Genomic DNA, 22690 nt, shown 5'->3' on the forward strand with positions numbered 1-22690 from the left:
TCCAGCTTAGGTAACCATCACCCGGGAATCACGCTCTCCGTCGTCTCGCTCGTCCTTTCGCCCTCCGGCGCGCGGCGACGCATCACGAGCCGGGTGACGACACCCTGACGCGGCGCGAACAGGTACGCGAGAGTGAAGACCACGGCCTGGGCGAGCACCACCACGCCGCCGGTCGCGGCGTCGGTGTAATAGCTCGTGTACACACCGACCACCGACGCGATCACCGCGAGTACCGGTGCGATCACCAGCATCCGGGCCATCCGGTCGGTGAGCAGATAGGCCGTCGCGCCCGGGATGATGAGCATCGCGACGACCAGGATCACGCCGACCGCCTGCAGCGCGCTGACGATCGTCACCGCGAGCAGCGACAACAGCAGCGCCGACAACGCGGCTGGGGACAGGCCGAGAGTGTGCGCCTGGACGCGGTCGAAGGCGAACAGCGTCAGATCGCGGCGCTTCGCGACGAGGACGGCCAGCACCACGGCCGCCAGGATCGACACCTGCCAGACGTCGCCCGTCGCGAGCCCGAGCAGGTTTCCGAACAGCACGTGGTGCAGGTCGATCTGGCTCGGGTTCTTCGAGATCAGCACCACGCCCAGGGCGAACAGTGTCGTGAAGACGATGCCGATGGTGGCGTCCTCCTTGACGCGGCTCGTGCCGCGGACGAGCCAGATCAACGCGACGGCGATGCCGGCGAAGACGAGGGCTCCGAGCGCGAACGGCACCCCCACCAGATAGGCGAGGACGACACCGGGCAGTACAGCGTGCGAGACCGCGTCGCCCATCAGCGACCAGCCGATGAGCACGAGCCAGCAGCTGAGCAGCGCGCACACGATCGTCGCGGCGACCGCGACGAGCAGCGCGCGCTGCATGAAACCGTACTGCAGGGGTTCGATCAGCACGTCGATCATCGTCCGGCCTCCTGTGCGTAGGTCTCCCGCGCGACGTCCTCGGCTCGTCCACCGTTCGCCGGTGGGGGAGCGCCGAAGGCGCGGGCGAGGTTCACCGGGAGGAGGATCTCCTCGGGGGAGCCGTGCACGAGCACGCGCCGCTGCAGCAGCACCGCTTCGTCGCACAGTTGCGCCAGACCCGCGAGATCGTGGGTGGCGACGAGGATCGTGTGACCGCTCGCCGCCAGTTCGCGGATGACGGCGGTCAGCGCGTGCTCGGTGGTGGTGTCGACCCCCGCGAACGGTTCGTCGAGCAGCAGCAACGGCGAGCCCTGCGCGATCGCCCGTGCCACGAAGACACGCTTGCGCTGGCCGCCCGAGAGCTGCCCGATCTGCCGGCCGGACAGCGCCGTCATCCCGACCCGTTCGAGCGCGGCGTCGACGGCCTCGTGATCGGCGGCGCGCGGGCGGCGCAGGAAGCCCTGGTGGCCGTAGCGGCCCGTCATGACGACGTCGCGCACGCCGATCGGGAAGTTCCAGTCGACGGCCTCGGACTGCGGCACGTAGGCGACCTGTGTTCGACGACGCGCCACGGCGGTGGTCGTCCCGCCGATGGTGACGCGACCCGAGGTGGGTCGCACGAGACCCATGATCGTCTTGAACAGCGTCGACTTCCCCGAACCGTTGGTTCCCACGAGTCCGCAGACACGGCCCGGTGCGAGCTTCAGGGTGACGTTCTGCAGGGCCAGGACGGTGTCGTAGCGCACCGTCACGTCGTCGACGAACAGTGCCGGTGTGTCGAGTGTCGAAGTCATGGCCTCAGTCCCGTCGTGATGACGTCGATGTCGTGTCGGAGCAGATCGAGGTAGGTGGGGACGGGGCCGTCCGCCTCGGAGAGCGAGTCGACGTAGAGGATTCCGCCGAATTCCGTTCCGGTGTCGGCCGCGACCTGCCTTTGCGCCTTGTCCGAGACGGTCGATTCGCAGAACACCGCCGGCACCTCGTTGGTGCGCACGAAGTCGACGGTCCGGGCGATCTGCTGGGGGGTGCCCTGCTGGTCGGAGTTCACCGGCCACAGATAGGCCTCCTGCAGCCCGGCATCCCGGGCGAGATAACTGAACGCGCCCTCACAGGTGACGAGTGCGCGCCGGTTGGCAGGGATGCCGTCGAGGGCGGTGACGAGTTCGGTGTGGAGAGCGTCGAGTTCGGCCTTGTACGCCTCGGCGTGGGCCGCGAAGGCGTCCGCGTGCTCGGGGGCGAGGTCGGCCAGTGCCGCGGCGATGTTGTCGACGTAGACGCGGGCGGCGAGTGGGGACATCCAGGCGTGGGGGTTGTAGGGGCCCGTCATCGCGCCCTCACCGATCGGCAGTGGGTCCACACCGTCGCTCACGACCACGTGCTCGGCGTCGACGTCGGCGACGAACTGTTCGAACCACCGCTCGAGACCGAGTCCGTTGTCGAGGACGAGGTCGGCCTCGGTCGCGAATCGCAGGTCGCCCGGAGTGGGCTCGTAGCCGTGGACCTCGGCGCCGGGCTTGGTGATGGACTCGACCCGCACGTGGTCGCCGCCGACGTTGCGTGCCATGTCGGCGAGGACGGTGAAGGTGGTCAGGACCAGGGGCCGATCGTCGGCGGAACCGGTGGTCGAACACGCCGCGAGGGCGGCGGCGCAGGCCGTGGCCGCGAGGGCGGCGATCATGCGACCGGCACGGGAACGTACGGACCGTGTTCTGTGGGCTCTCGACGAAAAGTTCGGCACACCGAAATTATGCATTCGCTAAGCCGTCACCGTCATGTGGGGCGCGCCGGGAGCCATCCGGGCGTGCCCGACCCGCTCACGGGCCGTAGGCTGCCGATGTGCAGAGATGGCGAGGTCTGGACGAAATTCCTGCGGACTGGGGTCGGTGTGTACTCACGATCGGCGTGTTCGACGGCGTACACCGCGGCCATCAGCAGCTCATAGCGCGTGCCGTCGAGGCCGCGCGGGCACGCGGTGTGGCCGCCGTGCTCATGACCTTCGATCCCCACCCCATGGAGGTGGTCCGCCCGGGCAGCCACCCGGCGCAGCTGACCACCCTCGCGCGACGCGCCGAGCTCGCCGAGGAACTCGGTATCGACGTCTTCTGCGTCATGCCGTTCACCCCGGAATTCATGAAGCTCTCACCGGAGCGGTACGCCCACGAGATCCTCGTCGAGCGACTGCACGTGGCCGAGGTGGTCGTGGGGGAGAACTTCACCTTCGGGAAGAAGGCGGCCGGCACCGTCGACATGCTCCGCTCGATCGGTGAGCGCTTCGGGTTCGCGGTGCAGGGGCTCACGCTGGTCGCCGAGCACGCCGTGACGTTCTCGTCGACCTACATCCGTTCGTGCGTCGACGCCGGGGACGTCGTCGCGGCCGCGGACGCACTCGGGCGCCCGCACCGGGTCGAGGGCGTGGTCGTGCACGGCGACGGTCGCGGTCGCGGACTCGGATTCCCGACCGCCAACGTCGCACCGCCGATCTACGCGGCGATCCCCGCCGACGGCGTGTACGCGGCCTGGTTCACGGTGCTCGACTCCGGTTCGCCCGTCGAGGGACTCACGGCCGGTCAGCGTTACCTTGCGGCCGTGTCGGTGGGCACCAATCCGACCTTCTCCGGACGCAAGCGCACGGTCGAGGCGTTCGTCCTCGACGAGAAGGCCGATCTCTACGGCCAGCACGTGGCGGTCGACTTCGTCGAGCGGCTGCGGGGCATGGAGAAGTTCGATTCGGTCGAGGCGCTCATCTCCGCGATGCACCGCGACGCCGAACGAGCGCGAGAGGTTCTCACGAAGACTCCCCAGTGATGCCGACTCCCGAGTGACACCGACTCCCGGATGACGTGGGCGTCACTCGAGCGGCCGGTGTCGTCCGAACGAACGAAACTGCGAGTTCGGTACGAAAAAGATCTTGTCCGCCGTCACAATCGGCTACATGCTTTTTCGAGAGTGGAGGTCCGCGCGCCTTTCGTGGGTCGATGCGGGTAACTACTTTCAGTCGATCCCGGGACGGCCCACCGATTGGTGGTCGTTCGCCGTGTTCTCCGAGGACCGGGGGCGCACCCCGGACCGCGGGTCGATTCTGTCGTTCTTCGACTCTCGCATGCACCTGGTCAGCGCTCTGGCACGTCGGATCGCCGACGCGCCCGGCTCACTGGACTATCCCTACTGGGTGAAGGCCGACCTCGCCGTCGACGACGTGGTCACCGTCCACGACGCGCGCAGCTCCACCTTCGAGGACTGGCTCGGGTCGGTGGCGCGACTGTCCGCCGACGGCGTCGACGCCGCCCGGTGCCCGTGGCAGGTGCACGTCTTCCCGGGCGTCCCCGATCCGGACGAGCCCGGCGCGACCGTCACCGTCGCCGCGATCCAGGCGAGCCACGCCATGCTCGTCGGTTCCTCCGCCCGGGGGCTCCTCGAAGCCCTGTTCGGCGAGGAGAGCCGGCCGCTGGAGGTCGACGGTCTCGCGCCGCCCGCCGGCACCACACATCCCGTCGCGGCCACGACACACGGCATCGCCCGTCTCGCGATTTGGCCGGTCGTCGCGCTCGGCGTCCTCGTGCGAGCGAATCTGGAGGCGCGTCGTCGCCGTCAGGATCCGCTGCCCGGAACGGTCGGCGCCGATCCCACGCCGGACACGTCCGCTGTCGCGCAGACGAACCGCCGGGTCATCCGCATCCTGCGGCCCGACCTGTCGGCGCTGGCCGGACGATCGTGGACGGTGACCGCCCTCGGCCTGACGGCGGTGTCGCTCGCGATGGAGCGCTATTACCGCGAGCGCGGGGAGGATCTGCCCTCGGAGTACGCGGCGGTGCCCGTGGCGCTCGGCGAGTCGGCGGCCGGACTCGGGGTGAACCGCGTCGCGGGCGGTCTGGTCCCCCTGCACGTCGAGATCCCCGAACCTGCGCAGCGTGCCGCGACGATCGCCGACTCCCTCGCGCGCGAACGGGCCCGCGTCGACTCGGCGGAGAGCATCGACGCGATGCACCGCACGGGCGCAGCGCCCTATCCGGTCTTCCGGCGTGTCTCCCGCGCGCTGGCACACGCGCTCGCGTCCGGAGCGGTCCCCGGCGTCGCGACGGCGCTCAGCAGCGTCAACTGCGGTGCGGACGTGCGGTGGTCGGTGCCGTGGGGGCACCTGAAGTTCGTCGCCGGTGTGCAGGCCCTCGTGCCGCGTGTCGACTTCATGCACACCTTCGCGCGGGCGGGGGATGCCTTCGCGGTCACGGTCCTGGCCCCGGCACGGGACGACCTCCGTCCCGACCGCGACATCGACCGGTACGTCGAGCTGCTCGACCAGGGTTTCGCCGAGGTGTCCGCCGCGGTGGGCCGCGCAGGTGCCGGCCGGCGCTGAACCCGATCGTGGTTCGGCGGCGGAAGCCGGCTCTGATAGGCTGGACCGTCGGTGCGCGCTGCGGTTCGCGGTGGCCGTACCGGGCGGACTCCGGTCCGTCTACCGTCACGCGGACGTCAGTTGTACAGGAGTGACCCAGTGGCTCTGACCACCGAACAGAAGAAGCAGATCCTCGGCGAGTACGGCCTCCACGAGACCGACACCGGTTCCCCCGAGGCGCAGGTGGCACTGCTCACCAAGCGCATCGTGGACCTCACCGAGCACCTCAAGCAGCACAAGCACGACCACCACTCCCGCCGCGGCCTGCTGCTGCTGGTCGGTCGTCGTCGCCGCCTGCTGAAGTACGTCGAGAAGGTCGACGTCGAGCGTTACCGCTCGCTCATCCAGCGTCTGGGTCTGCGTCGCTGACGCGGACACGACACGACCTGATCTGCATTCGCTGATCTTTTCCGGCAGCCGACGGGGTACCCACTACACTGGGCCTCGTTGGCTGTCGGTGTTTGTGCCGGTTCGGCCGGCGACTTCCATCGCCTCCAATGGTGATGATCCGTATGCACCGACGGTGTCGGTCCTCGGTAGTGACCTTCCGGTCCCGTCGGGTGTCGTATCCCGAATCCGCCGGAGGGTTTCGATCGACGACCGCCTCCGTGAGTCGGTGCGCAGCCGCGGCCACGGGGGTCGCGGCGCCCGCGCGGGTACGGCGAAGACGAAGAGGGAAGAGAAGACATACAGATGACAAGCACTACCGCAGTCGAGATCGACGAAGGGGTCTACGAGACCACCGCGACGCTCGACAACGGTGCCTACGGCACCCGCACCATCCGTTTCGAGACCGGCCGCCTCGCACGCCAGGCCGCCGGTTCGGTCGTCGCCTATCTCGACGACGAGACCATGCTGCTCTCGGCTACCAGCGCCTCGAAGCAGCCCAAGGACCAGTTCGACTTCTTCCCGCTGACGGTGGACGTCGAGGAGCGCATGTACGCCGCGGGTCGCATCCCCGGCTCGTTCTTCCGTCGTGAGGGACGCCCCTCCACCGACGCGATCCTGACCTGCCGTCTGATCGACCGGCCGCTGCGCCCGTCCTTCGTCGACGGTCTGCGCAACGAGATCCAGGTCGTCGTCACGGTTCTGAGCCTGAACCCGAACGACCTCTACGACGTCGTCGCGATCAACGCCGCGTCGGCCTCCACCCAGCTCGCCGGCCTGCCGTTCTCCGGCCCGGTCGGTGGCGTGCGTGTCGCGCTCATCGTCTCCGACGACAACAAGTCGGGCCAGTGGGTCGCGTTCCCGACCGTCGAGCAGCTCGAGAACGCCGTCTTCGACATGGTCGTCGCCGGTCGCATCGTCGGTGGGGGAGACAACCCCGACACCGCCGACGTCGCGATCATGATGGTCGAGGCCGAGGCGACCGAGAACGTCATCGCCCTCGTCGACGGTGGCGCCCAGGCGCCCACCGAGACCGTCGTGGCCGAGGGCCTCGAGGCAGCGAAGCCGTTCATCGCCCGCCTGTGCATCGCGCAGCAGCAGCTCGCCGCTGCCTCCGCGAAGCCCACCGGCGATTTCCCGCTGTTCCCGCCCTACCAGGACGACGTCTACGCCGCGGTCGAGTCCGCTGCGTCTGAGAAGCTCGCCGAGGCGCTCACCATCGCCGGCAAGCAGGAGCGCGACGACCGCACCGACGAGATCAAGGTCGAGGTGCTCGAGCAGGTCGCTCCGAACTTCGAGGGTCGCGAGAAGGAGATCGGCGCTGCCTTCCGCTCGCTGACCAAGAAGCTCGTGCGCCAGCGCATCCTGCGCGACCAGTTCCGCATCGACGGCCGCGGTGTCACCGACATCCGTGCCCTCTCCGCCGAGGTCGCGGTCGTTCCCCGCGCCCATGGTTCGGCGCTGTTCGAGCGCGGCGAGACCCAGATCATGGGTGTCACCACGCTCGACATGGTGAAGATGGCGCAGCAGGTCGACTCGCTCGGTCCCGAGACCAGCAAGCGCTACATGCACCACTACAACTTCCCGCCGTACTCCACCGGTGAGACCGGTCGTGTCGGCTCGCCGAAGCGTCGCGAGATCGGCCACGGTGCCCTCGCGGAGCGCGCGCTCATCCCGGTTCTGCCGAGCCAGGAGGAGTTCCCCTACGCCATCCGTCAGGTCTCCGAGGCCCTCGGCTCGAACGGCTCGACGTCCATGGGTTCGGTCTGCGCCTCGACGCTGTCGATGCTCAACGCCGGTGTGCCGCTCAAGGCCCCGGTCGCCGGTATCGCCATGGGCCTGGTCTCCGACGAGGTCGAGCTCGAGGACGGCACCCGTGAGACCCGCTACGTCGCCCTCACCGACATCCTCGGTGCGGAGGACGCGTTCGGCGACATGGACTTCAAGGTCGCCGGCACGAAGGACTTCGTGACCGCCCTGCAGCTCGACACCAAGCTCGACGGTATCCCGTCGCAGGTCCTCGCCGGTGCGCTCTCGCAGGCCCACGATGCTCGCGCCACGATCCTCGAGGTCATGGCCGAGGCCATCGACACGCCCGACGAGATGAGCGAGTTCGCTCCGCGTATCACCACCATCAAGGTCCCGGTGGACAAGATCGGTGAGGTCATCGGCCCCAAGGGCAAGATGATCAACTCGATCACCGAGGAGACCGGCGCCAACATCTCCATCGAAGATGACGGCACCGTCTACGTCGGTGCAGCGGACGGCCCGTCCGCGCAGGCCGCGATCGACAAGATCAACGCCATCGCCAACCCGCAGCTGCCGAAGGTCGGCGAGCGCTTCCTCGGCACCGTGGTCAAGACCACGGCGTTCGGAGCGTTCGTCTCCCTGCTCCCCGGCCGCGACGGCCTGGTGCACATCAGCAAGCTCGGCAACGGCAAGCGCATCGCCAAGGTCGAGGACGTCGTGAACGTCGGTTCGAAGATCCGCGTCGAGATCGCCGACATCGACAACCGCGGCAAGATCAGCCTCGTCCCCGTCGAGGACGAGTCGGCCGAGGCCGCTGCGACCGGCGAGAACGCCGAGTCCTGATCACCCCACCCGCCTGCCGGTTCCCGGTGGGCGCGTGAACCCCGCACCCGTGGCGCCCGACATCCGGTCGGGCACCACGGGTGCGTCGTTTCCGGCAGACCATGGTTACCGGGGTGCAACGGCCGGACGTCATCCGGGTGAGGTTCCGCCGAACCGGGTCCGGACCGCGCCCGGGAATGGTTCCCTGAGTATGTGAGAACGGCCACGCCGGCGGATCTCGGGAGGTTGCGCGGAGCGAATCTGGCTCTGGCAACGTGGGTGTCCGCCATCAACTTCTGGGCCTGGAACATGATCGGGCCGCTGTCGACGACCTACGCCACCGACATGTCGCTCAGCAGCACGGAAGCGTCGATGCTGGTGGCCACGCCGATCCTCGTGGGCTCCCTCGGCCGCATCGTGGTCGGGGCGATGACGGACAGGTACGGCGGACGGGCGATGTTCATCGCCGTCTCGCTGCTGTCGATCGTTCCTGTCGTCGCGGTCGGATTCGCCGCCGAGGCCGGCTCCTACCCGCTGCTCCTGGTCTGCGGGTTCTTCCTCGGCATCGCGGGCACGATCTTCGCGGTCGGGATCCCGTTCGCCAACAACTGGTACGAACCTGCCCGCCGCGGCTTCGCGACCGGCGTGTTCGGGGCGGGCATGGTGGGCACGGCCCTGTCGGCCTTCTTCACGCCGCGCTTCGTGAACTGGTTCGGGCTGGTGCCCACCCACATCGTCGTGGCGGCCGCCCTCGCCGTGACCGCCGTGGTGTGCATCCTGGTGATGCGCAACGCTCCCGAATTCCGTCCCAACACCGATCCGGTGCTGCCCAAGTTGACCGCCGCGGCGAAACTCGGTGTGACCTGGGAGATGTCGTTCCTGTACGCCGTCGTGTTCGGCGGGTTCGTGGCATTCAGCAACTATCTGCCCACCTACGTCAAGACGATCTACGGCTTCTCCGCCGTCGACGCCGGTACGCGCACGGCGGGTTTCGCGCTCGCCGCGGTCCTCGCGCGGCCCGTGGGCGGAGCGCTGTCGGACCGGGTGCCGCCGAAGTACGTGGTCCTGGCCTCGTTCGCCGGTACCGCGGTGATGGCGGTGATAGCGACCTTCCAGCCCCCGCCCGACCTGTGGTCGGCGCTGACGTTCATCACGATGGCGATCTTCCTGGGCATCGGCACCGGTGGTGTCTTCGCGTGGGTGGCGCGTCGCGCCCCGGCACACGCGGTGGGCAGTGTCACCGGCATCGTCGCCGCAGCAGGTGGGCTCGGCGGTTACTTCCCGCCCCTGGTGATGGGCGCGACCTACGACGCCGAGGGCAACGACTACACCGTCGGTCTGCTCCTGCTCGCGGCGACGGCACTGGTGTGCCTGCTCTACACCGCATTCCGCCTGCACACCCACGAACCGCCTCCGACAGCAGCAGGATCCGGGGCCCGCGACGTACGTGAGGAGAAATCGTGACGGACACCGCCGGAATCGGGAACCGGATCGAGGAACTGCTCGTGCGCAGCGGACGGTTTTTCACCTCCGGCGAGCAGTCCGACGACACACGCACGGTCACGCGGCGCGGTGGCCGAGAAGGCGACATCTTCTACCGGGACCGCTGGAGCCACGACAAGGTCGTCCGCTCCACACACGGGGTGAACTGCACCGGTTCGTGTTCGTGGAAGATCTACGTCAAGGACGGCATCATCACCTGGGAGACCCAGGAAACCGACTATCCGACAGTCGGGCCCGACCGTCCCGAGTACGAACCGCGTGGGTGCCCGCGCGGCGCGGCCTTCTCCTGGTACACCTACTCGCCGACGCGCGTGCGCTATCCGTACGCGCGCGGGCTGCTCGTCGAGATGTACCGGGAGGCGCGGCAGCGACTCGGCGATCCGGTGCTCGCCTGGGCCGACATCCAGAACGATCCCGAGCGGCGCCGCCGCTACCAGCGTGCCCGCGGCAAGGGTGGGCTGGTGCGCGTCACGTGGGCCGAGGCCACGGAGATGATCGCCGCCGCGCACGTCCACACCATCAAGGAGTACGGACCCGACCGGGTGGCCGGCTTCTCGCCGATCCCCGCCATGTCGATGGTCTCCTTCGCCGCCGGTTCCCGGTTCGTCGAACTGCTCGGCGGCGTGATGACGTCGTTCTACGACTGGTACGCCGACCTGCCGGTGGCGTCGCCGCAGGTCTTCGGCGATCAGACCGACGTGCCCGAGTCCGGGGACTGGTGGGACGCCTCCTACCTGATGATGTGGGGTTCGAACGTGCCCGTCACGCGCACCCCGGACGCGCACTGGATGACGGAGGTCCGCTATCGCGGCACCAAGGTCGTCTCGGTGAGTCCGGACTACGCCGACAACACCAAGTTCGCCGACGAGTGGATGGCGTGCGCGGCCGGTACCGACGGTGCCCTGGCGATGGCGATGGGCCATGTGCTCCTCACCGAGTTCTATGTGCGGCAGCGCGTTCCGTTCTTCGTCGACTATGTGCGCCGATACACCGATTTGCCGTTCCTCGTGCGGCTCGAGGAACGCGGCGGACGGCTCGTGCCGGGCAAGAACCTCACCGCCGTCGATCTCGGACACAGCGTCGAGAACGCGGCGTTCAAGCCGGTCTTCGTCGACGGTGCGACCGACACCGTCGTCGTACCCCCGGGCTCCCTCGGCTTCCGCTACGGCGACGACGGCATCGGCAAGTGGAATCTCGAACTCGGTGACCTCGTCCCGACCCTGACGGTCGCGCCCGGCGGCGGGGGAGCGGTCGAGACCGCGGCGGTGCACCTGCCGAGTTTCGACACCGTCGACGGGCACGGTGAGAGCATCGAACGGGGTGTGCCGGTCCGTCGGATCGGGGATCACCTCGTGTGCACCGTCTTCGACCTGATGCTCGCGCAGTACGGGGTGAACCGTCCGGAGCTCGACCTGCCCGGGCAGTGGCCGAGCGGGTACGACGACCCGGGCTCGCCGTACACCCCGGCCTGGCAGGAGGCCCTCACCGGGGTGCCCGCGGCCCAGGCGATCCGGATCGCGACGGAGTTCGCCCGCAACGCCGAGGAGTCGGGCGGGCGTTCGATGATCATCATGGGGGCCGGCATCTGCCAGTGGTTCCACGGCGACGCCACCTATCGCGCGGTGCTCGCGCTGCTCATGCTCACCGGCTGCATGGGACGCAACGGGGGTGGATGGGCGCACTACGTCGGGCAGGAGAAGTGCCGTCCCGTCACGGGATGGGCGGCCATGGCGATGGGGACGGACTGGTCTCGCCCGCCCCGCCAGATGGCCGGCACTTCCTACTGGTACGTGCACACCGACCAGTGGCGCTACGACGGTTACCGTGCCGACGCGCTGGCCAATCCGCTGGGGCGCGGGCGTTTCCGCGACAAGCACACGATGGACGTCATGGCGTCCGCGGTCGCCATGGGCTGGACGCCCTTCTATCCCCAGTTCGACCGCAACACCCACGAGGTTGCCGAACAGGCACGGGCGGCGGGACGGGATATCCCACAGCACGTCGCGCAGCAACTCGCCTCGGGCGAACTGAAACTGTCGGTGACCGACCCCGACGACCCGCGGAACTGGCCGCGCGTGCTCAGCGTGTGGCGGTCGAACCTGCTCGGCTCGTCCAGCAAGGGCAACGAGTATTTCCTGCGGCACCTGCTCGGCACCGATTCCAACGTGCAGGCCGAGCCGACGGCCCCCGGCCTGCGGCCCGGTGAGGTGGCGTGGCCCGACGACCTGCCCGAAGGAAAACTCGACCTGCTCATGTCGATCGACTTCCGCATGACCTCGACGACGTTGTTCTCCGACATCGTCCTGCCCGCCGCGACCTGGTACGAGAAGGGCGACCTGTCGAGCACCGACATGCACCCCTACATCCACGCTTTCACCGCGGCGGTCGACCCGCCCTGGGAGACCCGTTCGGACTACGACGCTTTCGGCGCCATCGCGCAGACCTTCAGCACCCTCGCCCGGACTCACCTGGGAACCCGCACCGACATCGTGATGGGGACACTGCAGCACGACACGCCCGCAGCGATGGCGTATCCTTCCGGCACCGAACGGGACTGGCGCTCGACCGGCGAAGTGCCGGTTCCGGGGAGGACGATGGGTCCGCTCGCCGTCGTCGAACGGGACTACGGTGCGATCGCGGAGAAGTGGGCGACGCTCGGTCCGCTCGTCGAGACCCTCGGGTTGAACACCAAGGGCGTCGTGACCCGGCCGGACCGTGAGGTCGCCGAACTGGCACAGAGATTCGGCGTCATGGATTCCGGTGCCGGACGGGGCCGTCCGGCGATCACCACCGCCGAACGGATGGCCGACACGATCCTCGCGCTGTCGGGCACGTCCAACGGCAGGCTCGCCGTCGAGGGTTTCCGTGAACTGGAGAAACGCACCGGACGACGACTCGTGCACCTCGCGGAGGGTAGCGAGGAACGGCGGATCACCTACGCCGACACCCAGGCCCGTCCCGTACCGGTCATCACGAGCCCCGAATGGTCGGGGAGCGAAACGGGAGGTCGCCGGTATGCGCCGTTCACCGTGAACATCGAGGAGCTGAAACCCTTCCACACGTTGACGGGCCGGATGCACTTCTACGTCGACCACGACTGGCTCGAAGAACTCGGGGAGCAGCTCCCGGTCTACCGGCCCCCGCTCGACATGTCGCGGCTGTTCGGCGAGCAGGCGGTCGGCTCCGGTGACGGTATCGGCCTGACGGTGAGATATCTGACCCCACACTCGAAGTGGTCGATCCACTCGGAGTACCAGGACAACCTGTTCATGCTGTCGCTGTCCCGGGGCGGGCCGACGATGTGGATGTCGCCGGCCGACGCCGCGAAGATCTCGGTGGGCGACAACGATTGGGTCGAGGCCGTCAATCGCAACGGTGTCGTGGTGTGCCGGGCGATCGTCTCGCACCGCATGCCCGAAGGGGTGGTGTTCGTCTACCACGCCCAGGACCGCGTCATCGACGTCCCGCGCAGCGAGACCACCGGACGCCGCGGCGGCATCCACAATTCGCTCACCCGCATCCTCATCAAACCGAGCCACCTCGCGGGCGGATACGCGCAGACGGCCTACGCGTTCAACTATCTCGGCCCGACGGGCAACCAGCGCGACGAGGTGACGATCGTGCGGCGCCGATCCCAGGAGGTCGTCTACTGATGCGTGAGCAGGAAGCGAGGCGGTCGTGAAGGTCATGGCACAGCTTGCGATGGTGATGAACCTCGACAAGTGCATCGGATGCCACACCTGTTCGGTGACCTGCAAGCAGGCGTGGACCAACCGGTCGGGCACCGAGTACGTGTGGTTCAACAACGTCGAAACCCGCCCGGGCCAGGGCTATCCGCGCACCTACGAGGATCAGGAGCGCTGGCGCGGCGGCTGGGTCCGGGACAGCAAGGGACGGCTGCGTCTCCGCGACGGTGGACGCCTCGCGAAACTCGCGCGCATCTTCTCGAACCCGAAGATGCCGTCGATCGACGACTACTACGAACCGTGGACCTACGACTACGACAACCTGACGAACGCGCCGCTCGGCGACCACGTCCCGGTGGCGTCACCGCGCAGCCTGATCTCCGGCGAGCCGATGAAGGTGGAATGGTCGGCGAACTGGGACGACAATCTCGGTGGCTCGCCGTCGATCGTGCCCGACGACCCGATTCTGAAGAAGGTCGGCGACCGGGTCAAGCTCGAGTTCGAGCAGACCTTCATGTTCTACCTGCCGCGGATCTGCGAGCACTGCCTCAACCCGTCGTGTGTGGCGTCGTGTCCGTCCGGCGCGATGTACAAGCGATCGGAGGACGGCATCGTCCTCGTCGACCAGGACCGGTGCCGCGGCTGGCGGATGTGCGTGTCCGGATGCCCGTACAAGAAGGTGTACTTCAACCACAAGACCGGCAAGGCCGAGAAGTGCACCTTCTGCTACCCGCGGGTCGAGGTCGGGTTGCCGACGGTGTGCTCGGAGACGTGCGTGGGCAGGCTCCGGTACATCGGTCTCGTCCTCTACGACGTCGACCGGGTCCTGGAGGCGGCATCGGTGGAGAACGACACCGACCTGTACGAGGCGCAACGCGGGCTGCTGCTCGACCCGCGCGACCCCGAAGTGATCGCCGGCGCCCGCGCCGAGGGCATCTCCGACGAGTGGATCGAGGCCGCGCAACGGTCGCCGGTCTACGACCTGATCAGCACGTACCGGGTCGCGTTGCCGCTGCATCCGGAGTACCGGACGATGCCGATGGTCTGGTACGTGCCACCGCTGTCGCCGGTCGTCGACGCCGTCAGCCGGGAGGGACACGACGGCGAGGACATCGGCAACCTGTTCGGCGCCCTCGACGCCCTGCGCATCCCCATCGCGTACCTTGCGGAACTGTTCACCGCCGGGGACACCGCGACGGTCGAGACGGTGCTGCGACGACTCGCGGCGATGCGCTCCTACATGCGCGACATCAATCTCGGCCGCGAGACCCGCCCCGAGATCCCCGAGGCCGTCGGCATGACCGAGGAACGGATCTACGAGATGTACCGGCTCCTCGCCCTCGCCAAGTACGACGAGCGATACGTCATCCCCACCGCCTACGCGGCCGAAGGGCATCGGCTCGAGGAGTCGGCGACGGACTGCGCGTTGTCCTACGAGGGTGGCCCCGGCATGTACGAGTCGGGTCCGTTCGGGGAGGCCAGCGGCGCCCCGGTCCCGGTGGCGGTCGAGACCTTCCACGCCCTCGCGCAGCGGCAGACCAGTGAGGGGATGGCAGCGAACGCGTCGAACCCGTCGCGGGTGAATCTCCTGAACTGGGACGGCAAGGGCGTGCCGACGGGCATGTTCCCGGGCGGTCACGGCACGGAAGGGGAGAAGCGATGAGACTGTTGCGTCCACGGCGCGCCGGCGTCGATCGCGCCCTGCACCATCGTCTCGTCCGTCAGGCCGCGTCGCTGCTGCTCGCCTATCCCGACGACGGACACGCCGGACGGCTGGGCGTCGCCGGGCAACTCGTCGACCACATCACCGATCCCGAGAAGGACATGCTGGGGACGGCGGTCCGCGCACTGAACGAACCGGATCTGCTCGTCCTGGCCCAACGGTACGTCGAGACCTTCGACCTGCGGCGACGCTCGACGATGTACCTGACCTACTGGACCGCGGGCGACACCCGGAATCGCGGCGCCGAGATGCACGCCTTCGCGAGTGCCTACCGCGCCGCGGGTGTCGAGCCGCCCGTCCACGAATCACCCGACCATCTGCCGGTGGTTCTCGAATTCGCGGCCACCGTGGATCCCGCCGCGGGCGAGGAACTCCTCACCCGGTATCGGGTGGCCCTCGACGTGCTGCACACCTCCCTGCGTGAGGCCGGCTCGCCGTACGCGCAGGTCGTCGCGGCCGTGTGCGCGACCCTCCCGCCGGTCACCGCCCGGGACGAGGAACGGGCCCGGCGCCTTGCGCAGGCGGGACCGCCCCGCGAGTCGATCGGATTGCAGCCCTTCACCCTGACGGTGCCGCCGCGGCGAGGAGTCCCGGAATCATGAGTGCAGGAGAGATCTTCTGGGACGTGGTGCCGTACGTGACGCTCGCGATCGTCGCGGTGGGGACCTGGTGGCGGTATCGATACGACAAGTTCGGATGGACCACCCGTTCGTCCCAGCTGTACGAGGCGCGGTTACTGCGCATCGCGAGCCCGATGTTCCACTTCGGGATCCTGGTCGTGATCGTCGGCCACGTCATCGGCCTGGTGATCCCGCAGTCGTGGACCGACGCCGTCGGGTTGAGTCAGCACGCCTATCACGTGCAGGCCATCACGCTCGGCACGATCGCCGGTGTCTCGACGCTCGTCGGCATCTCCCTGCTCGTGTACCGCCGTCGCACCCGCGGTCCCGTCTTCAGCGCCACCACTCTCAACGACAAGGTCATGTATCTCGTGCTCGTCGCCGCGATCGTGGCGGGTCTCGCCACCACGCTGATGGGGTCGGGCGTCGTGGGCGAGGAACACAACTACCGGGAGACCGTCTCGCCGTGGTTCCGGTCGATCTGGGTCCTGCAACCCCGCGGCGACCTGATGGTGGAGGCGCCGTTCAGCTTCCAGCTGCACGCCCTGATCGGCCTCGCGCTCTTCGCCATCTGGCCGTTCACGCGCCTCGTCCACGCCTTCAGTGCCCCCGTCGGATACCTGTTCCGGCCGTACATCGTCTACCGCAGCCGCGAGGAGGCACGTCCCGGCCGGCTCGTGGGTTCGCAACCACAACGACGGGGGTGGTGAGCGCGACCGATGGTGGGGGAGAGTCCCGGTGTACTGTGAAATGTTCCGCGCCCCCGACCTTGTCAGGACCACCGAAGATCCCCATGGCTTCCAGTTCCCACGTGAAGAACGACGCTTCGACCCCCGCACCCGTCGCGGCCACCGGCGTCCGCCGCTCGGTCCTCCCCGGGGGAGTGCGGGTCGTCACCGAGCACGTCCCCGGAGTGCGCTCGGCGGCCGTCGGAGTGTGGGTCGGTGTCGGATCCCGCGACGAACAACCGTCGGTCGCAGGCGCCGCCCACTTTCTCGAGCACCTGCTGTTCAAGGCGACCCCGACGCGCACCGCTCTCGACATCGCCGAGACGATGGACGGGATCGGGGGAGAGCTCAACGCGTTCACCAGCAAGGAACACACCTGCTTCTACGCGCACGTCCTCGACGACGACCTGCCGATCGCCGTCGAGGTCGTCGCCGACGTCGTCCTGCGCGGCCGGTGCCTGAGCGCGGACGTCGACGTCGAGCGTCAGGTGGTGCTCGAGGAGATCGCGATGCGCGACGACGATCCCGAGGACCTGCTCGGCGACTCGCTGCTCACCGCGCTGTACGGCGATCACCCCCTCGGCCGGCCGATCATCGGATCCGTCGAGTCGATCGAGTCCATGACCCGGACCCAGTTGCATTCGTTCCACGTGCGCCGCTACACCCCGCCGCGGATGGTCGTCGCGGTCGCCGGCAACGTCGACCACGCGCACACCGTCGAACTGGTGCGCCGCGCCTTCGCCGGTCACCTGGACGACGCGGCCACTCCCGCGCCCTGCCGCGACGGACGGCTCGAACTGCGCACCGCGCCGACGATGAGCATCGTCGAGCGCGACAACGAACAGGCGCACCTGACCCTCGGCGTGCGGTCCTTCGGCCGGCACGACGGGCGTCGCTGGGCGTTGTCGGTGCTCAACGCCGCCGTCGGCGGTGGTCTGAGTTCGCGCCTGTTCCAGGAGGTACGCGAGAAGCGGGGTCTGGCCTACTCGGTGTACTCCGGCACCGACACCTTCGCCGACACGGGCGCCTTCTCCGTGTACGCGGGCTGTCAGCCCGACAACCTCGGTGAGGTCGCCGCGGTGGTCCGGGAGGTGCTCACCGACGTGGCCGAACACGGCATCACCGACGCGGAATGCGCCCGTGCCAAGGGGTCGCTGCGCGGCGGTCTCGTGCTCGGACTCGAGGACACCGGGGCGCGCATGCACCGGATCGGCCGCAGCGAACTGAGCTACGGGCAGCACTGGAGCATCACCGAGACCCTCGAACGCATCTCGTCGGTGTCCACCGAGGAGGTGCGCAGCGTGGCCGCCGACCTGCTGCACCGGCCGTTCGCGGTCGCCGTCGCCGGCCCCTACCGGCGCACTCGTGACGTTCCGGCGTCGGTGCGCGAACTCGTGTCCTGAATCGTCCTCAGCTGGGCCAGTCGGCTCCGCAGGCGTCCGATGTCGTGCGCGACGGGTCCCGCCGGAGCAGCGAGTTCCGATACCGCGACCTCCGAGACGAACACGACCCGCACGTCGCGGTCGTGGAGCACGTCCACCAGATTGGCGAACCGCTGCGCGGGTTCGCGACCCGCGGTCGTCAGATCCGGGATCTTGTCGACGACCCAGAACAGGTGATCCGCCGCGAGCGCCAGATAGTCGACCGGCGCCGTGGTGTGGTCGCAGAGATCGCCGAAGTCGAACCAGAGACAGTCCTCCTCGGCCCGTAGAGCGCGGAGCGGACGTTCCGCCGGGCGCAGGACCCGATGTTCGGCCGGCGCCGGCCGTTCGAGACCGAGCCGTCGTAGCTGCCGGTCGGACGGGGAGACGGCCCAGATCCCCGACGCGAATCCCTTCGCATGGTCGGAGCCGAGCCGATGATCGCGCGGACCGTCCAGAGCGACGACCGTCGCGCACCGCTCGACGAGCTCGATCGTCGGGACGAAGCCGTCGTGGAAGAGCGGGTTGGGGAGCAGGTCGCGGGGAGGATAGTTCGAGGTCAGGACGAGACGCGTGCGGCGACCGAGCAGTGCGGGGAACAACCGGGCGACGAACGTGCCGTCCGCCGGATCGTGGACGTGGAATTCGTCGAAGCACACGAGCTCGGCGCGACCGATCAGGTGATCGAGTGCGGCGTCGAGATCGAAGCGGTGCCGTCGGAGCTCGACGTGCAGGTCGCGGAAGAACTCGTGGAAGTGGACGCGGAGCTTGTTCCGTCCGGGATAGGCCGAGAAGTACACGTCGGCGAGCCAGCTCTTGCCGCGCCCGGGCGGGCCCCACAGGTAGACGTTCGGGCGCTCGGGATGACACAGCTGCTCGACGGCGTCGTGTTGCGCGGGATCGAGCACGAACCCCCGGCTGCGCGCGGCCTCGTCGAACACGGTGCGGGGGACGGGGTTCGGCATGGCGGTGTTCGGCGACATGCGGTTCCTGCGTCGGCGCACCCTCACGGCCGAGACTCTATCATCGTAGAGTGACGACTTCACCCGAACGTCCCTCCCGGCGCACGGCCATCAGCGATGCCGCCCTCGAACTCGCCGCCCGTGGCGGCAACCACGCGGTGACGCACACGGCCATCGACGTGCACCTCGGCCTGCCGAAGGGCTCGACCTCCTACTACTTCCGCACCCGCCACGCGCTCGTCTCGGCTGCGATCACCCGCCTCGCCGAACGGTCGCGCGCGGATTTCGCCGCGCTGTTCGACGACACGACCGGCGACCCGAGCCCTCCTGCCGACCTGATCGCGCGCTATCTCGAACGCCTGCTCACTGTGCGTCGCACCGATGTGCTGGCCCGGTACGCGCTCGCGACCGACGCGCGCCTCGAACCGGAGTCTGCCGAGGCGCTCGCGGCCTGCATGTTCTCGATCTCCGCGGCCACCGATCTCGTGCGGGAACTCGGTGCGCCGGAACCCGACACGGCGGGGCGCGATCTGGTGACCCTGCTCGAAGGAGTTCTGTTCGACCGCACCCACGGCGCTCGCGCCCACACGTCCTCGGATTCGGACACGGCATGGGTCGACGAGATCAGCTCGACCGTCGGTCGGTGGCTCGACGCGCTCTGCGCACAGCAGTAGGTGGCGTTCGACCCGCTCGGGACGTCCATGGGTGGTTGCGTAGGATTTCCGGGGGAGACGGCAACGAAAGGGCGTGACGACGCAAGTGGATACAACAAAAGTTCGGGTGGGTGTACTCGGTGCTGCCGGCAAGGTCGGCCAGGCGATCTGCGCCGCCGTCGACGCCGCGTCCGATCTCGAGCTCGTCGCCACCGTCGACAAGGGCGACAGCCTCGACGCCTTCGTGAACTCGCAGACCCAGGTGGTCGTCGACTTCACCCACCCCGACGTCGTCATGGACAACCTGCACTTCCTCGTCGAGAACGGCATCCACGCCGTGGTCGGAACCACCGGCTTCGACGACGAGCGCCTCGACCGGGTGCGGAGCTGGCTCGCGGATCGTCCCGAGGTGGGCGTGCTCATCGCGCCGAACTTCGCGATCGGTGCCGTGCTGTCGATGCGCTTCGCCCAGGCCGCCGCCCGGTTCTTCGACTCCGTCGAGGTGATCGAGCTGCACCACCCGAACAAGGCCGACGCCCCGTCCGGCACCGCCTACCGCACTGCCCGTCTGATCGCGCAGGCCCGCGCCGAGGCCGGTGTGGCTCCGAGCCCGGACGCCACCACCACCGAACTCGACGGTGCTCGCGGCGGCGACGTCGACGGTGTCCGTGTGCACTCCGTGCGTCTCGCCGGACTCGTCGCCCACCAGGAGGTGCTGCTCGGCACCCAGGGCGAGACCCTCACCATCCGGCACGACTCGATCGACCGTTCCTCCTTCGCTCCCGGGGTGCTGCTCGGTGTGCGGGAGATCGGTAAGCGACCGGGTCTGACCGTCGGAATCGATCCCCTCCTCGACCTGTGAGAACCGGCTCGCTCAAAGTCCTCGTGCCCATCGCGTTCATCGTGGTCGCGCTGGGGTTCTACTTCGTTCTGCTCGGCTCCACCGGCCTGGAACTGGTCCGGTCCGGTGAGGTCGCGGCGATCGGTCTCGGGATCGGCATCCTCATCCTCCCGGTCGTGGGAGCCTGGATCGTCTACGCGACCCTCCGCGCAGGGCTGCAGCATCAGCACCTCGCGCGGCGGATCCACGACGAAGGCCTCGAACTCGACGTCGACGACCTGCCCCGCATGCCGTCGGGGCGGATCGACCGGGACGCCGCCGACGAACTGTTCGCGACCGTGAAGCAGGAATGGGAAGCCGACCCCGACAACTGGCGCAACTCCTACCGGCTGGCACGCGCCTACGACTACGCGGGCGACCGCAGTCGCGCGCGGGAGACGATGCGCCGGGCGGTCGCGCTCGAGAAGCTCGAACGGGACGGCCACGCCGGTTCCTGAACCGGCGAGTGGTTTTGACAACCTCGACGTGGTGCAGCAGCCTGCTGATGTGACGGACGAGGCTGTGGAAGACCGGGCTGGGGCGGACGAGGCAGGGCGCGGGGACGGATCCCGCACGGTGCTGGTGGTGCACCACACCCCGTCGCCGCCGACCCGCGAGATCCTCGAAGCCGTCCTGGCGGGAGCTCGGGACCCGGAGATCACGGGTGTCACCGTCCGGGCGGTCCCCGCGCTGGGCGCCACGGTTCCCGATGTGCTGGCCGCCGACGGCTTCCTGTTCGGCACGACAGCCAATTTCGGCTACATGTCGGGTGCGCTCAAGCACTTCTTCGACACGGTCTACTACCCGTGTCTCGATGCCGTCGCCGGTCGTCCCTACGGTCTGTGGGTGCACGGGAACAACGACACCGCCGGCGCTGTGGCCTCGGTTCGGCGCCTGACCACCGGCTTGGGTCTCGTGCAGGCTGCTACCGATCTCGAGATCACCGGACCGGTCGACGCGAAGGTACGCGAGCAGTGTTACGAACTCGGCGCCATCGTCGCGGCGACCGCGGCCGGCGAGATCTGACTTCAGTGGAAGTGTGTCTCCGTGAACGACGTGAGGCCCTTGCCGGCGGTTTCGAGGGCCATCTTCTCGGCGCGCCGCACGAGGAATCCGGGGACGGGGATCTTCGGATCGATGGTCAGCGAGAACTCGGCCGTCGTGCCGGATCCCTTGGCGGTGAGGGTGTAGGCGCCGTCCTGCTGGCGTTGCTGGCTGCTCTCCACCAGGGTCCACGACATGGACTCGTCGCCGTTCCAGGAGTACTCGACGACCTGTTCGTCGGTGATGCCGACGATGGAGACGGTCATCCGCACGCGGTGCGGTCGTCCGTCGGGGTGGGTGGACTCGACGGTGACGGACTTGTGGGTCGACGACCACTCGGGCAGGCGTTCGACCGCGGCGAGCGCGGCCATCACCTGCTCCGGGGTTGCGTCGATGTCGAAACTCCTGGTGCTGCTGACCGCCATGCGCCCTCCGTGTCGCCCGATTGTGTGCGTCGGCACTCTATCGTGCGGTGAGGTGCCTCACGCGTCGCTGCGCGGGTTCGTGTCGTCGGGACCTGCAGTGTCGTTGCGGCCGGCAGTGTCGTCCGGGCCCGCGGTGTCGGTCGGGTCGGACGGCGGTTGCTCGGTGGGTTCGGGCGAGGTGGGCTTCGCCCAGCCACCCTGACGGCGCCATTCGTCGGCACGGCGCTGATAGCGCATCTGCTCCCGCAGGGCGCCCTGCACGGCCTGCGCCATCCAGGAATTGAGCGACAGCCCGCTCTGCTGCGCCGCTTCCTCGGCCTTGGTCTTGATCTGTTCGACGAGGCGCAGGGTCACCCGGCTGATGTCGCCGGTCATCTCTTCGAAGGACGGCGTCGGAACCTCGTGCGGGGGAGCGGGTTCGCTGTGGACGGCGAGGACGGCATCGGTGCCGTCGAGGCGCACCGTGACGGTGCGGTCGCCGAGTTCGTCGCTGATCTCGTTGGCCATGTCGGACAGTGCTGCCAGGACCGCGAGTCGGACGGGTGCGGCGATGGCGGTCGCGAGGGCGGCGGCGGTGCGTCGGGTCTGCTCGTCGCCGAGTTCGGCCGCGGAGATCACGGAGTCCGTGATGGCGGACGTGTACTTGTCGATGTCCATGACGCCAGTGTGACGTCACGAGTGATGTCACGCAAGTGTCATCATGATGTCATCGATCGTCGCAGGTCGAGGCGCGTTAGTGTTCGGACGGAAGAGACGGCGCGTCCGGAGGATGCGCGACGACCCAGG

At 68.6% G+C, this 22690-nt stretch carries 20 protein-coding genes; 14 read left to right on the plus strand and 6 right to left on the minus strand.

The window, feature by feature from the left end:
- Positions 1-17: 17 nt before the first annotated feature.
- Genes C6Y44_RS10470 through C6Y44_RS10480 form a run of 3 tightly spaced genes read right to left on the minus strand, consistent with a single transcriptional unit; the run spans position 18 to position 2589 of the window.
- Entirely contained in the window at positions 18-911 is an 894-nt protein-coding gene (locus C6Y44_RS10470; protein WP_120282294.1) for a metal ABC transporter permease, read from the minus strand.
- Positions 908-1705, minus strand: coding sequence for a metal ABC transporter ATP-binding protein (locus C6Y44_RS10475; protein ID WP_159418558.1), 798 nt, complete (start codon positions 1703-1705; stop codon positions 908-910). Before C6Y44_RS10475 ends, C6Y44_RS10470 begins: the two co-directional genes overlap by 4 nt.
- Positions 1702-2589, minus strand: a complete 888-nt coding sequence (locus tag C6Y44_RS10480; protein ID WP_060650960.1) for a metal ABC transporter substrate-binding protein — start codon at positions 2587-2589, stop codon at positions 1702-1704. The genes C6Y44_RS10475 and C6Y44_RS10480 overlap by 4 nt, the downstream gene beginning before the upstream one ends.
- Positions 2590-2747: 158 nt before the next feature.
- On the opposite strand from C6Y44_RS10480, the gene C6Y44_RS10485 reads away from it, so the two are divergent.
- The 10 genes from C6Y44_RS10485 (at position 2748) to C6Y44_RS10530 (ending at position 17922) form a co-directional block, all read left to right on the plus strand.
- Positions 2748-3716: a bifunctional riboflavin kinase/FAD synthetase gene (locus C6Y44_RS10485; protein WP_006551264.1), complete on the plus strand. Its 969-nt coding sequence runs from the start codon at positions 2748-2750 to the stop codon at positions 3714-3716.
- A gap of 127 nt (positions 3717-3843) precedes the next feature.
- The gene (locus tag C6Y44_RS10490) at positions 3844-5262 is read left to right on the plus strand and encodes a DUF1298 domain-containing protein (protein ID WP_159418557.1); all 1419 of its coding nucleotides are present in this window, start codon (positions 3844-3846) and stop codon (positions 5260-5262) included.
- A gap of 138 nt (positions 5263-5400) precedes the next feature.
- Positions 5401-5670: a 30S ribosomal protein S15 gene (gene rpsO, locus C6Y44_RS10495; RefSeq protein WP_006551263.1), complete on the plus strand. Its 270-nt coding sequence runs from the start codon at positions 5401-5403 to the stop codon at positions 5668-5670.
- A gap of 324 nt (positions 5671-5994) precedes the next feature.
- Positions 5995-8280 carry a polyribonucleotide nucleotidyltransferase gene (locus tag C6Y44_RS10500; RefSeq protein ID WP_159418556.1) on the plus strand — a complete coding sequence of 762 codons (2286 nt, stop codon included), beginning with the start codon at positions 5995-5997 and terminating at the stop codon, positions 8278-8280.
- A gap of 192 nt (positions 8281-8472) precedes the next feature.
- Complete coding sequence (locus C6Y44_RS10505) at positions 8473-9723, plus strand: nitrate/nitrite transporter (RefSeq protein ID WP_301951971.1); 1251 nt, start codon at positions 8473-8475, stop codon at positions 9721-9723.
- Positions 9720-13415: a nitrate reductase subunit alpha gene (locus tag C6Y44_RS10510; RefSeq protein WP_159418555.1), complete on the plus strand. Its 3696-nt coding sequence runs from the start codon at positions 9720-9722 to the stop codon at positions 13413-13415. The genes C6Y44_RS10505 and C6Y44_RS10510 overlap by 4 nt, the downstream gene beginning before the upstream one ends.
- A gap of 25 nt (positions 13416-13440) precedes the next feature.
- Entirely contained in the window at positions 13441-15111 is a 1671-nt protein-coding gene (narH, locus tag C6Y44_RS10515; RefSeq protein ID WP_159418554.1) for a nitrate reductase subunit beta, read from the plus strand.
- A complete protein-coding gene (gene narJ, locus C6Y44_RS10520; protein ID WP_159418553.1) occupies positions 15108-15773 on the plus strand; it encodes a nitrate reductase molybdenum cofactor assembly chaperone in 666 nt (221 codons plus the stop codon). Before narH ends, narJ begins: the two co-directional genes overlap by 4 nt.
- The gene (gene narI / locus C6Y44_RS10525; RefSeq protein WP_120282302.1) at positions 15770-16501 is read left to right on the plus strand and encodes a respiratory nitrate reductase subunit gamma; all 732 of its coding nucleotides are present in this window, start codon (positions 15770-15772) and stop codon (positions 16499-16501) included. Before narJ ends, narI begins: the two co-directional genes overlap by 4 nt.
- An 83-nt stretch (positions 16502-16584) precedes the next feature.
- Positions 16585-17922 (plus strand): M16 family metallopeptidase, encoded by a 1338-nt coding sequence (locus C6Y44_RS10530; RefSeq protein ID WP_120282303.1) that lies wholly within the window; start codon positions 16585-16587, stop codon positions 17920-17922.
- On the opposite strand, the gene zapE is transcribed toward C6Y44_RS10530, so the two are convergent.
- Positions 17871-18923: a cell division protein ZapE gene (gene zapE, locus C6Y44_RS10535; protein WP_159418552.1), complete on the minus strand. Its 1053-nt coding sequence runs from the start codon at positions 18921-18923 to the stop codon at positions 17871-17873. The two genes, C6Y44_RS10530 and zapE, sit on opposite strands and share 52 nt — an antisense overlap.
- A gap of 50 nt (positions 18924-18973) precedes the next feature.
- Between zapE and C6Y44_RS10540 the strand changes: the two genes are divergently transcribed.
- The 4 genes from C6Y44_RS10540 to C6Y44_RS10555 all read left to right on the plus strand — a co-directional run bounded on the left by C6Y44_RS10540 (position 18974) and on the right by C6Y44_RS10555 (position 21461).
- Positions 18974-19576, plus strand: coding sequence for a TetR/AcrR family transcriptional regulator (locus tag C6Y44_RS10540; protein WP_159418551.1), 603 nt, complete (start codon positions 18974-18976; stop codon positions 19574-19576).
- Positions 19577-19661: 85 nt separating this feature from the next.
- Complete coding sequence (gene dapB, locus C6Y44_RS10545) at positions 19662-20417, plus strand: 4-hydroxy-tetrahydrodipicolinate reductase (RefSeq protein ID WP_174247152.1); 756 nt, start codon at positions 19662-19664, stop codon at positions 20415-20417.
- Positions 20414-20893 carry a hypothetical protein gene (locus C6Y44_RS10550; RefSeq protein WP_159418550.1) on the plus strand — a complete coding sequence of 160 codons (480 nt, stop codon included), beginning with the start codon at positions 20414-20416 and terminating at the stop codon, positions 20891-20893. Before dapB ends, C6Y44_RS10550 begins: the two co-directional genes overlap by 4 nt.
- A 64-nt stretch (positions 20894-20957) precedes the next feature.
- Positions 20958-21461, plus strand: coding sequence for a flavodoxin family protein (locus tag C6Y44_RS10555; RefSeq protein WP_174247151.1), 504 nt, complete (start codon positions 20958-20960; stop codon positions 21459-21461).
- 2 nt (positions 21462-21463) lie between these two features.
- Here C6Y44_RS10555 and C6Y44_RS10560 read toward each other — a convergent pair whose 3' ends face one another.
- Together C6Y44_RS10560 and C6Y44_RS10565 are read right to left on the minus strand one after the other, a co-directional pair.
- On the minus strand, positions 21464-21904 hold the full coding sequence (locus C6Y44_RS10560; RefSeq protein ID WP_159418548.1) for an SRPBCC family protein: 441 nt from the start codon (positions 21902-21904) through the stop codon (positions 21464-21466).
- Between the two features lie 57 nt (positions 21905-21961).
- On the minus strand, positions 21962-22561 hold the full coding sequence (locus C6Y44_RS10565; RefSeq protein ID WP_159418547.1) for a hypothetical protein: 600 nt from the start codon (positions 22559-22561) through the stop codon (positions 21962-21964).
- Positions 22562-22690: the final 129 nt, after the last annotated feature.

The organism is Rhodococcus rhodochrous, from assembly GCF_014854695.1.
In the GTDB taxonomy this organism is placed as follows: domain Bacteria; phylum Actinomycetota; class Actinomycetes; order Mycobacteriales; family Mycobacteriaceae; genus Rhodococcus.